Source organism: Gaiella sp. (assembly GCF_035710885.1).
Taxonomy (GTDB): Bacteria; Actinomycetota; Thermoleophilia; order Gaiellales; family Gaiellaceae; genus Gaiella.
In genome coordinates this window covers 21,004-31,595 of sequence record NZ_DASTCS010000008.1, presented here as the reverse complement: position 1 = coordinate 31,595, position 10,592 = coordinate 21,004, and the positions used below count along the sequence as shown (strand labels likewise).

12 protein-coding genes are annotated in these 10,592 nt (G+C 70.4%); 5 read left to right on the top strand and 7 right to left on the bottom strand.

Annotation, left to right across the window (positions count from 1 at the left end; translation table 11 throughout):
• Nucleotides 1–66: 66 nt before the first annotated feature.
• The 3 genes from VFO26_RS02225 to VFO26_RS02215 all read right to left on the bottom strand — a co-directional run bounded on the left by VFO26_RS02225 (nucleotide 67) and on the right by VFO26_RS02215 (nucleotide 2,818).
• Nucleotides 67–1,680: a HAMP domain-containing sensor histidine kinase gene (locus VFO26_RS02225; protein WP_325113243.1), complete on the bottom strand. Its 1,614-nt coding sequence runs from the start codon at nucleotides 1,678–1,680 to the stop codon at nucleotides 67–69.
• Nucleotides 1,681–1,696: 16 nt separating this feature from the next.
• Nucleotides 1,697–2,209: a nuclear transport factor 2 family protein gene (locus tag VFO26_RS02220; RefSeq protein ID WP_325113244.1), complete on the bottom strand. Its 513-nt coding sequence runs from the start codon at nucleotides 2,207–2,209 to the stop codon at nucleotides 1,697–1,699.
• Between the two features lie 192 nt (nucleotides 2,210–2,401).
• Entirely contained in the window at nucleotides 2,402–2,818 is a 417-nt protein-coding gene (locus VFO26_RS02215) for a response regulator (RefSeq protein WP_325113242.1), read from the bottom strand.
• 17 nt (nucleotides 2,819–2,835) lie between these two features.
• Between VFO26_RS02215 and VFO26_RS02210 the strand changes: the two genes are divergently transcribed.
• Nucleotides 2,836–3,501, top strand: a complete 666-nt coding sequence (locus VFO26_RS02210) for a response regulator transcription factor (protein WP_325113241.1) — start codon at nucleotides 2,836–2,838, stop codon at nucleotides 3,499–3,501.
• Between the two features lie 170 nt (nucleotides 3,502–3,671).
• On the opposite strand, the gene VFO26_RS02205 is transcribed toward VFO26_RS02210, so the two are convergent.
• Nucleotides 3,672–4,319, bottom strand: coding sequence for a sensor histidine kinase (locus tag VFO26_RS02205; RefSeq protein WP_325113240.1), 648 nt, complete (start codon nucleotides 4,317–4,319; stop codon nucleotides 3,672–3,674).
• A 215-nt stretch (nucleotides 4,320–4,534) separates the two neighbouring features.
• On the opposite strand from VFO26_RS02205, the gene VFO26_RS02200 reads away from it, so the two are divergent.
• Together VFO26_RS02200 and VFO26_RS02195 are read left to right on the top strand one after the other, a co-directional pair.
• Nucleotides 4,535–4,993, top strand: a complete 459-nt coding sequence (locus VFO26_RS02200) for a cupin domain-containing protein (RefSeq protein ID WP_325113239.1) — start codon at nucleotides 4,535–4,537, stop codon at nucleotides 4,991–4,993.
• A 227-nt stretch (nucleotides 4,994–5,220) separates the two neighbouring features.
• A complete protein-coding gene (locus VFO26_RS02195; RefSeq protein WP_325113238.1) occupies nucleotides 5,221–6,186 on the top strand; it encodes a vanadium-dependent haloperoxidase in 966 nt (321 codons plus the stop codon).
• 4 nt (nucleotides 6,187–6,190) lie between these two features.
• On the opposite strand, the gene VFO26_RS02190 is transcribed toward VFO26_RS02195, so the two are convergent.
• From VFO26_RS02190 to VFO26_RS02180, 3 genes are read right to left on the bottom strand one after another with little or no spacing between them, the layout of a single operon-like run.
• Nucleotides 6,191–7,048 carry a DMT family transporter gene (locus VFO26_RS02190; protein ID WP_325113237.1) on the bottom strand — a complete coding sequence of 286 codons (858 nt, stop codon included), beginning with the start codon at nucleotides 7,046–7,048 and terminating at the stop codon, nucleotides 6,191–6,193.
• Nucleotides 7,048–7,926, bottom strand: a complete 879-nt coding sequence (locus tag VFO26_RS02185; RefSeq protein WP_325113236.1) for a DMT family transporter — start codon at nucleotides 7,924–7,926, stop codon at nucleotides 7,048–7,050. The genes VFO26_RS02190 and VFO26_RS02185 overlap by 1 nt, the downstream gene beginning before the upstream one ends.
• Before the next feature lie 47 nt (nucleotides 7,927–7,973).
• On the bottom strand, nucleotides 7,974–8,477 hold the full coding sequence (locus VFO26_RS02180; protein WP_325113235.1) for a hypothetical protein: 504 nt from the start codon (nucleotides 8,475–8,477) through the stop codon (nucleotides 7,974–7,976).
• 32 nt (nucleotides 8,478–8,509) lie between these two features.
• Here VFO26_RS02180 and moaA point away from each other — a divergent pair, with 32 nt between their 5' ends.
• On the top strand, nucleotides 8,510–9,511 hold the full coding sequence (moaA, locus tag VFO26_RS02175; protein WP_325113234.1) for a GTP 3',8-cyclase MoaA: 1,002 nt from the start codon (nucleotides 8,510–8,512) through the stop codon (nucleotides 9,509–9,511).
• 83 nt (nucleotides 9,512–9,594) lie between these two features.
• Complete coding sequence (locus VFO26_RS02170; RefSeq protein WP_325113233.1) at nucleotides 9,595–10,590, top strand: dihydroorotate dehydrogenase-like protein; 996 nt, start codon at nucleotides 9,595–9,597, stop codon at nucleotides 10,588–10,590.
• Nucleotides 10,591–10,592: the final 2 nt, after the last annotated feature.

Genomic DNA, 10,592 nt, shown 5'->3' with positions numbered 1-10,592 from the left:
CGTCACGGAACAGCTTCATGTTCTTCTCGTTGTCCTCGACGACGAGGACCTGCTCGCCGGCCACGGCTACGACGTCCTCGCAGGCAGCGTGAACACGAACGTGCTTCCCCTGCCCGGCTCGCTGTCGACCCAGATCCGGCCGCCGTGCAGCTCGACGAGCCGCTTCGAGAGCGCGAGACCGAGCCCCGTCCCCTCGCGCAGCTCCAGCCCGGTCTCCGACTGCTGGAACTCCTCGAAGATCCGCTCCAGATCGCGCTCCGCGATGCCTGGCCCAGAGTCCGCGACGGAGACCCTCACCTCGCCGTTCACCCGCGTCGCCCGGACGTCGACGGCGCCACCGGCCGGGCTGAACTTCACCGCGTTCGAGAGGAGATTCACGACGACCTGCCTGATTCGACGCTCGTCGCCTGCGACGAGGTCGACCTCCTCGTTCGGCTCGAGCGTGACCCGCACCCCGTCATCCATCGCGCGCTCGCGCACCATCACGACACCCCGCCGGAGCGCCTCCTGCAGCGAGAACGGCGCGACGTCGAGCTCGATCTGCCCGGCTTCGACCTTCGCCAGGTCGAGCACGTCGTTGATGAGCGAGAGCAGGTGGTAGCCCGAGGCGAGGATGTCCTCGAGGTACTCCGCCTGCTTCTCGTTCACGCCGCCGGCCATCCCCTCGCGGAGCACCTGCGAGAAGCCGATGATCGCGTTCAGCGGCGTCCGGAGCTCGTGGGACATGCTGGCCAGGAACTCCGACTTGTGCCGGCTCGCCGTCTCGAGCTCCAGGTAGAGCCGCGTCAGCTGGTCGTTCATCCGGTTGACGTCGGCCGCCAGCGCGCCGAGCTCGTCGCGGTTGCTGACGTCGACGTGTCCTGCGAAGTCGCCCGATGCGGTCGCGGCGAGCCGTGCCCCGATTCTCTTGATCGGCCCGATCAGCGACCACGAGAGGACGAAGCCCAGCGTCAGCGCGAGCACGACCGCTGCGGCGGCCACTCCGATGAAGAGGTTCCGCGAGCTCTCGTACGCGCCCGCGCTCTCTGCGATCACGGCATCGGTCTTCGTCCGCGTCTCGTTCGCGAGCTCCGTCGCGAGCTGGTTCAGATCGATTGCGAGCCGCTCGGCGCTGCTCTGACGACGGCGCGAGATGGTCGAGCCCGGTCCGGCGGGGTCAGCGGCGATGATCGCGCGCAACACCGTCGATAGCTCCTCGCTTCTCGCGCGGATGCTGCGGAGCTTGCGCTCGTCCTCGGGCGGAGGCGCGAACCCGAGGATGTCGGGGCGCGTCGACGGCGCGATCCTGGCGACGGCGTTCGCGGTCGCCTGGTTGACGGCGAGCACGCCGTCCGCGTCCCGACCGGTCGCACGCCCGAAAGGCCAGACCTTGTAGTAGTCGTCGCCGACGTTCTCCGTCAGCAGCAGGCGGATGTGGAGGGTGTCGCTGCGGAGCCTCCCATACTCGGTGGCTCGTTCCTGGAGCTCGCCCAGGGTGACCACCCTGGTGTTCGACTCCCCCAGGAGCCGAAGCCCGAGCATGACCACTGCGACGCCGAGGAGCGCCGTGCCGACGAAGGCTACCAGCAGCTTGACGTGGACGCCGACCGGAAGCCGGCCGACGGCCCGGACGAGCGGATTGTCGTCCGGGCTCAGCCCCCGCCGACGCCCGGAGTCCGCGACTGTCGCGCGCTCGCGCACATGACCTCCGACAGCACTAGGGCTTCAGCTCGGTCGTCCCCCCGACCATGTTGGTCACCAGCCAGCGTCCGCCGATCCGCGCGACGTCCTGGTCGGCGACGGTGGTCGCCGCCACCTTGCCCGTCTTGTAGTCGATGAAGTGGCACTCGAAGTGCAGCGTGCCCCGGTCGCCGCTGACGGTGATGCGGAGCTTGTACGCCGGGTGGCTCGAGACCCAGTGTGTCTCCGGCTTGAACGGGGTGGACTTCAGCCACATCTTCCGGAGCTGCGCCTTTCCCGTCGCGGTCCGGCCGGGCCCGAAGGTGAGCGTTGCGTTCGGTGCCCACTGGCTCATGAGGAGGTCGATGTCCTTCTTCGACATCGCCTCGTGGAACGTCTTCTCGATCTGGCCGATCTCGAACTTGTCGGCCTCGCGTTGCAGGACGAAGTCCGCGGGCGCATTGTCGCCCGAGCCGCCGCAGGCTGTGAGCCCCCCGGCGACGAGCAGCCCCAGCAGCCCCACCATCCCTCCGATCAACAGGCTCCGCATTCTCACGCCGCCCCCCTTTCCTTTTCCAGCCGCCCGACGGTGGCCGAATCGTGACGATGATCACATGTGGGCACGTGTCCGTCCAGTCTTCGCCGCAAGGATCGAAGATGTCCGTCCCGATGCCTACCGTGCCTGCCTGTGCCCTCCCCGGGGTGCTGGCACCCGTCGCCGGACGATCGGCTCGGCCGAGGGTCACGCGTCGCGTTCGCGGCAGGACTCGCGGACCTGCTCCGGGAACGCCCGGACGTCGATCGGCTTCGCGATGTAGCCGTCGAATCCGGCCGAGCGCAGAAAGTCCCCGTCGCCGAGGTGGCGCACGGCGCTCAGGGCGACGACCGGGATACGCGCGGTTCGGGGCTCGTCCCGGAGCGTACGCGCGACGTCGACGCCCTCCATGTCCGGAAGCCGCAGGTCGAGCAGGATCACATCCGGCCGGCGGTCTCGAGCGAGAGCGATCGCCTCGCGCCCGGTCGCCGCCTCGAGCGTCAGGAAGCCCGCTGCGCGGAGCACGTCACGAGAGAGCTTCCGGTTCGTCTCGCTGTCGTCGACGACGAGGACGAGCAGGGCAGACGACGGCGATCCGCCAGACCCTGGGAAACACGAGGTCACCGCCGTATCCTCAGCGCGTGCCGATCAGGATCGTGCTGGCCGAGGATCAGTACCTCGTCCGCGAGGGCCTCAGCCGCCTGCTCGACACTCGAGACGAACTCGAGGTCGCCGCCGCGTGCGGGGACGTCGACTCGCTGCTCGACGCCGTCGAGGCAGAGCGGCCGGACGTGGTCGTCACGGACATCCGCATGCCCCCGGGAGGAACGGACGAGGGAATTCAGGCGGCGATCCGCTTGCGCGAGACGCACCCCGAGGTCGGTGTCGTTGTGCTGAGCCAGTACGCGGTACCGGGCTACGCACTCGCGCTCCTCGAAGGCGGCAGCGAGCGACGTGCCTACCTCCTGAAGGAGCGCGTCACCGACATCGCACAGATCGTTGCCGCCGTCGAGGCCGTCGCGGAGGGCGGGTCGATGCTCGACCCGAAGGTCGTGGACGCGCTCGTGGCGGAGAGTGCGCGGGCCGAGGGCTCGCCGCTCAACGAGCTGACTCCTCGTGAGCGGGACGTGCTGCGCGAGATGGCGGAGGGGAAGAACAACGCGGCGATCGCCGAGGCGCTCGTGCTGACGGAGCGGTCGGTCGAGAAGGTGATCCACTCGATCTTCCTCAAGCTCGGGCTCGGGTGGGAGACCGCCGTCCACAAGCGCGTCAAGGCCGTCGTGCTCTACCTCGCAGAGAGCAGCTAGATGGTTGATCGGGAAATGGTCACGGTGGATGGCACGCGGCACGTGCCGCGAGGCAAGGACGCAGGGAGCCCCGATATGCCCGTCATATCGGGGCGACCGAGGACGCAGCCTCGCGGTGCGTGACGCCTGCAAGACGCCCTGATCCATTTCCCGATCAACCATCTACGGCCTCACGAGGACGGAAGCGAGCCGCAGACGCGCGTTGCGCCGGCATCCGTCGACTCGACGGTCAAGGTGCCGCCGAGCGCCACGACCCGGTCGCGCAGCCCGTCGAAGGCGGTCGGCGGGGGACCGTCGGCGACGATCTCGAATGCGAGCGCGCCGTCGCGGTCCTCGACGGTGACGTGTGCGTCGGCGCGCCCGATCACGGCCAGGCAGCACAGGTACACGGTGGCGACAACCTCGGGTGGATGGCGCACATGCGTCTTCACGTCGACCGACGCGGCCGTGCCGGCGCCGGCGCCGGACAGGATCGCGCGCAGGGCCGCCGCAAGGCCGCCCGCCTCGAGGACAGGCGGATGGATCCTCAGCGCGAGCGCCGAGAGCTCCTCCAGCGCGCCCATGACGTCGCGCCTCATCTGTTCGAGGAGGGCATTCGCCTCGGCCGGATCGGTCTCCGCGAGCGCGCATGCGACCTGCAGGTTCACCGCCAGCGCGATGAGGTGCTGGTGCACCCCGTCGTGGAGCTCGCGCTCGATCCACCTGCGGTCCGCGTCGGCCTCGAGCACGAGTCGACGTCGCGAGGCGCGCAACTCGGCAAGGTCGTCGGCCGCCCGCGTGCTCGCCTCCTGCACTCCCCCGCTGTTCCGAGCCTCCAACGCGACCGGCCTCCCGTGGTGGGTGCGACGTAGTTGTCCGTGATCGGGCGGGCCAGGTCAAGCGCCCCAACACCCGGACGGACGGGAGGGCAGCCCCCCGAGCGCTTACCTGCCACCCCGGTAGTGCGGATCGGCGCCGCCTCCTAGCCTCGGCACGACCACTCGAGAAAAGGGGGGCGCATCGTGGAAGGCCTCCCGTCGGGAAAGGAGAGACCATGAAGATGCGCTCGAGGATCGCCGTCCTCACGATCGGGCTGGCGGGCCTTGCCGGTGTCATGGCCGTGGGCGTCTACGCGATCACGATCGAGGTTCCGGCACGCGGCACGATCACGCTCAAGGAGGACCATCAGGAGCTCGCACGGGGCCTCTCGCGTCTGCTCGGCCAGCCGGCGGACGCGGCGATCCAGAGGATCACGCTCGGGCCTGGCGAGGGGCCGAACTGGCACACGCACGCCGGCCCCGGGATGGTGATCGTCAAGTCCGGCAAGTTCACGATGGTGCAGGACGACTGCTCCGAGCTGACCTTCAACGCGGGCGAGGTCGTCGTCGACGAGGGCTTCGGCAACGTCCACCGGGCCTACAACCCTGGCCCCGGGACAACCGAGGTGTGGGTGAGCTACGTCGTCCCGAAGGACGCCGCGCTCATCATCCCTGCCGCGACGCCGAACTGTTGAGCTAGAGGGCAGCCGCGCACGACGGCCATCCAGCGCCGCCCGTCACCACGAGGGCGGCGCTCGATCGTCGAGCGCTGACGCGCTAGTGGACGCATCGTTCTCGCCCTTTCTCGACGGCCTCGGGGACGATCGTCATCTCCTCGGAGACCTCAAGCTCGCGCGCAGGCGTGCCGATCCTCTGACACCCACGGTGGGTCCATGTCTGCCAAGGAAAAGAGGGGATCCGCATGAGCCTGGTGCGCAGCTGTTGGGCCCGCATGACCACAGCAGCCGCGCTGGTCGCCGCGGCCAAGGCCGACGGCGTCGAGGCAGGCGAAGCGGCCGCGGCCGCGATGCTCGCGTCGCGGCAGAACGACGGCTACCTGGCGGCCTTCACCCCGACGATCGGCACGGATCCCGGAGACTGGCGGCCGATCGGCTGGCCGGCCGCCCCGGCGTTCGATCCCGACGGCTGGGTGGGCAACCTGAAGCCCTTCGTTATCCAGAGCCCGTCGCAGTTCCGCTCGGAGGGCCCGCCCGCTCTCACGAGCTCCGACTACGCCGAGGACTACAACGAGGTGAAGTCGCTCGGCGCGATCAACAGCACGACGCGCACGGCCGACCAGACGACGGCGGCGGTCTTCTGGCAGTTCCCGCCAGCGGCGCTCTACAACCGCATGGCCCGCGACCTGGCCGCACCGAACCGGTACGGCCTCAACACCTTCAAGCAGGCCCGGCTCTACGCGATGATCAACGTCGCCATGTCCGACGCAGCGACGAGCTGCTGGAACGACAAGTACCACTACATGTTCTGGCGGCCGCGGGCGGCGATCCGCGAGGGCGAGAGCGACGGCAACGCCGCGACGATCGGCGACCCGAACTGGGAGTCGCTCTTCCGTCGCTCGACCGGCGCGGGTCTCGCCACGCCGCCGTTCCCCGACCATCCGTCGGGTCACGGATGCGTGAGCGGCTCGGTGTTCCGGACGTTCCGCGAGTTCTTCGGGACGGACAAGATCGCGTTCGACATCCACTCCGACAGGTTCCCGGGACAGCCGCGGCACTTCGAGCGGTTCTCGCTCGCCACGAAGGAGGTCATCGAGGCTCGGATCCGGGGCGGCATCCACTTCCGGACGGCGGACGTCCAGGGCACGGTGATGGGCAAGAAGGTCGCGTTCTGGCTCCAGAAGCACTACTTCAACCCCGTCAAGAAGTAACGCGCTAGCGGAAGGCCGCGATCAGGGCGCCGCCCGTCACCACGAGGGCGGCGCCCAGCACGACCCGGCGGCCGACGAGCTCCGTCCGCTGCAGCAGCAGCGCCGAGAAGACGACGCCGAACAGCGACTCGGTCGCGACGATCGGCGCGACGACCGACACCGTGGCGCGGTAGAACGCCTCGAAGAGCGCGACGTACGAGAAACCGACGAACGCGCCCGGGAGCAGCCACCGCCCGACGACCCGCGCCGGCCAGACGACGCGATTCCTGCGGACGAGGACGACGCACGACGTGACGACGAGGCTCGACGCCAGCATCGCGGCGCCGGCGGTCATCGACGGCACCTCCGTCTCGAGCGACTCGTCGCGGACCAGGTTGTCGCGGAGCGCGAAGAGCGCGGCCCCGACGAGCGCGAACGCGATTCCGAGCCGACGGACGTGACGCGGCCGCTCCGGCTCGAGCGCGAGCGCGACGCCGCCGCAGACGATGAGCAGGGCACCGAGCAGCACCACGACGCCGGGCCGCTCGTCGAACACGAGGACGGCCATCGTGACCGCGAACAGCGGCGCCATGCCGAAGGCGACGGAGGCGCGCGAGGAGCCGGCCTCGCGGATGCCGATCGTGATGAAGAGGTTCGAGAGGCCGGGAGCGATCGCACCCGCGATCAGGAACGGCACGAGGCCGTCGAGGGTGACGCCTCCCTGGATCGCGGCCGCGACGCACAGCACGGTGAACGTCCCGACTTGCATCAGCAGGGCGCCGACGGCAGCGGGCACGAGCGGCGGGACGAGGGCGAAGCGGACTGCAACGGGCATGGCGCCGAACAGCGCCGCAGAGGCGAGGGCGAGGGCGACGGCGTCCACTACGAGCGCACGGGCACGAGACGTCGCAGGACCGAGGCCGCCGCCGGCTCGGCGAGCACGATGCCCGTCAGCATCACGGCGCAGCCCGTCCAACCGGCCCAGCCGAGCCGCTCCGAGAGGAGCAGCACCCCGAAGAGCGCAGCAAACGGAGCCTCGAGCGTGAACACGAGCGCGGCCCGTGCGGCGGTCGTCCGCGACTGCACCCAGGTCGCGACGAGGTAGCCGAGGGCGCCGGCGAACACGCCGGTGACGACGAGCGCGTACCAGGTCTTGGCGTCCGGCGGAGCCTCGACCTGCCCTGCGGCGACGGCGACGACCGCGAATCCCGCGAAGGCGACGCTCATCTGCAGGAACGTCAGGGCGCGGGCGTCGTAACGGGGGGCGAACCGCTCCATCGCGACGATCTGGAGCGACTGCGCGACGGCGTTGCCGAGGACGAGCGCGTTCCCGGCCCACGAGCCGCCCGGGGCGCCGCTCAGGAGCAGGAGCCCTGCGAGCGAGAGCACGACGCCGACCCAGACCGGCGCGGGAACGGGCGTCCGGAAAGCAGCGAGCGCGATCAGCGGGGTGAAAACCACGTAGAGCCCGGTGATGAAGCCCGTGCTCGTGACGGTCGTCAGCTCGAGGCCGGCCGTCTGCAGCCCGTACGCGGCGGCGAGCAGCGCCCCGGCGCCGAGCCCGGCCGCCCATCCCCTCCGGGGGAGGCCGCGGAGCGAGCCCCACGCGAACGGCGCGAGCGCCACCGTCGAGATCGCGAACCGAACCGCGAGGAACGCGAACAGCGGGTAGACCGCCAGGGCCTCCTGCACCGGGACGAACGTGTAGCCCCAGATCGCGGTGACCGCGACGAGCGCGAGGATCGGAGCCCGTCGCGACATCGGGCAACGCTATCCCGGCGCCGGAAGTGCTCGCGCACCCCGCGACGTCAGTCGTGCTGCGCGATCGCCCGGGCGGCACGTAGCCATCGCCGTCGGACGAGCCCGGAGAACGGCCCCACGACACGCCAGTACTTCCGAAACGCCTCGCGCGCCTCGTCGTCGACGGCCTGGATCCGCGTCTCGGTCGACAGCACGCAACGACCCCGGTCGAGGGGCGACGCCCGCACGTCGACGGCGACCCGTACCTCGCCCGGCCGGGCGTCGGCGAGCGCACGGATCCCGCCGCGCGCCGTCCAGGGGCGTCCCGCGCCCCCGATGACCACCTCGCTCGACGAGCGACTGAGAACCGAGAAACCGATCCCCGTCAGCAGGCCCTCGATCGTCGGCCTCGTGCGGATCCCGCGCAGCCGGAACAGCATCCCCACGACCCGCCCCGGCGCCGCCTGCGCCGCGAGGAACGCGGCGACCGCCCGCTCCGGATCCGCGTCGAGCTCGATCGCGTGCACCTCGTGGTGGTCGAACTCGGGCAGGACGACGTCGAGCGCGCGCACGCGGGGATTCTCCCGTTCCGTACGCTGTGGGTGTGCACCCTCTCGACACGCTCGGTCGCCCGATTCGCGACCTCCGCATCTCCGTCACCGACCGCTGCAACTTCCGCTGCGCCTACTGCATGCCGAAGTCGGTCTTCGGACACGACTACCGGTTCATGGACCGCAGGGAGCTTCTGAGCTTCGAAGAGCTGGAACGGGTGGCGCGCGCGTTCGTCGCGCTCGGAGTCGAGAAGATCCGGCTGACCGGTGGCGAGCCGCTGCTCCGGAAAGAGCTCGAGGGCCTCGTGGCCCGGCTCGCGACGATCGACGGCCTCGACCTGACGCTCACCACGAACGCCTCTCTCCTCGCGCGGAAGGCGCAGGCGCTCCGCGACGCGGGGCTCGACCGCATCAACGTGAGCCTCGACTCGCTCGACGACGCGACCTTCAAGGCGATGAACGACGTCGACTTCCCGGTCTCCCGAGTGCTCGAGGGGATCGACGCCGCGACGGCGGTCGGCCTGCCGGTGAAGGTGAACGCGGTCGTGAAGCGAGGGGTCAACGACGCGGGCGTCGTCGACATGGCCCGCCATTTTCGCGGCACCGGCCATGCGCTGCGGTTCATCGAGTACATGGACGTCGGCACGACGAACGGCTGGCGTCTCGACGACGTCGTGCCCGCCGCCGAGATCGTCGAGCGGATCGACGCGGTCTTCCCGCTGGAGGCGGTCGAGTCGGCCTACCGCGGCGAGGTCGCGCGGCGCTGGCGCTACCGCGACGGCGCCGGCGAGATCGGCGTGATCGCGTCCGTCACCGAGCCGTTCTGCGGCGACTGCACGCGCGCGCGCATCTCGGCGGAAGGGAAGCTCTACACCTGCCTGTTCGCGATCCGCGGCACCGACCTCCGGGCGCTCGTCCGCTCGGGCGCGACGGACGACGAGCTCCGCGACGAGATCGCAGGCGTGTGGACGCGGCGCGCCGACCGCTACTCCGAGATCCGCACCGAGGGCACAGCCGAGCTGCCGCGCATCGAGATGTCCTACATCGGCGGATAAGCCGCAGCGCCGATCGGCGCCTCCCCGGATGCCCCGGGACTCGGCCCGGGACGATCCTTTCACTCCGAGACGAAGGAGGAGCGATGTCCGCGGACCTCACCACCACGTATCTCGGGCTGACGCTCGAGTGCCCCCTGATCGCCTCGTCTTCCCCGCTCACCGGGAAGCTCGAGACGCTCCGAGCGATCGTCGATCACGGCGCTGGGGCGGTCGTCCTTCCCTCGCTGTTCGAGGAAGAGGTGACCGACGGCGCCGGCGCCTCGTCCGAAGCCCTCTGGCACGCAGAGGGGCAGGCCGGGGAGGCGAAGGCGTACATGGCGACGGTGGACCACGGCCATCTCGACTCCTACCTCGACCTCGTGCGCGAGGCCAGGCGGGAGCTCGACGTGCCGGTGGTCGCGAGCCTGAACGGGACGACCGCCGGAGGCTGGACGCGCACGGCGGAGCTGCTGCAGGAGGCGGGGGCGGATGCGATCGAGCTGAACGTCTACTCCGTCGAGACCGACCCCTACGCCTCGGGAGCGAGCATCGAGGAGCGGACGCTCCGGCTCGTCCACGCGGTGCGACACGCGGTGACGGTGCCGGTCGCGGTCAAGCTGTCCCCGTACTACACGGCGTTCGCCAACGTCGCGCATCGCCTCGCCGAGGCGCGCGCCGACGGCCTCGTGCTCTTCAACCGGTTCGTCCAACCCGACGTCGACGTGTCGGCGATCGAGGTCTCGCCGAGCCTCGAGCTCTCGCGACCCGACGAGCTCCGCATCGCGCTGCGGTGGCTCGCGATCCTCCGGGGCCGGATCGACGTGAGCCTCGCGGCGACCGGCGGCGTCCACACGTCGCAGGACGCTGTAAAGGCGATCCTCGCCGGGGCGGACGCCGTGATGATGACCTCGGCGCTCCTCCAGGAGGGCATCGGACGCATGCGGGACGTGCGGCACGGCCTCGCCGACTGGCTGAACGCGAACGGCCTCACGCTCGGCGAGGCGCGCGGACGGCTCAGCCAGGTCGCGTGCGGCAACCCGCGCGCCTACGAGCGCGCGCAGTACGTCGAGACGATCGGCGCCGCGAACGCGATGCGCTGACG

Excerpts from the sequence above, each read along its gene's own strand:
- VFO26_RS02185 (WP_325113236.1), bottom strand. The coding sequence starts at position 7,926 with ATGTCGCGACGGGCTCCGATCCTCGCGCTCGTCGCGGTCACCGCGATC.
- VFO26_RS02220 (WP_325113244.1), bottom strand. The coding sequence starts at position 2,209 with ATGCGGAGCCTGTTGATCGGAGGGATGGTGGGGCTGCTGGGGCTGCTC.
- VFO26_RS02170 (WP_325113233.1), top strand. The coding sequence starts at position 9,595 with ATGTCCGCGGACCTCACCACCACGTATCTCGGGCTGACGCTCGAGTGC.
- VFO26_RS02195 (WP_325113238.1), top strand. The coding sequence starts at position 5,221 with ATGAGCCTGGTGCGCAGCTGTTGGGCCCGCATGACCACAGCAGCCGCG.
- VFO26_RS02200 (WP_325113239.1), top strand. The coding sequence starts at position 4,535 with ATGAAGATGCGCTCGAGGATCGCCGTCCTCACGATCGGGCTGGCGGGC.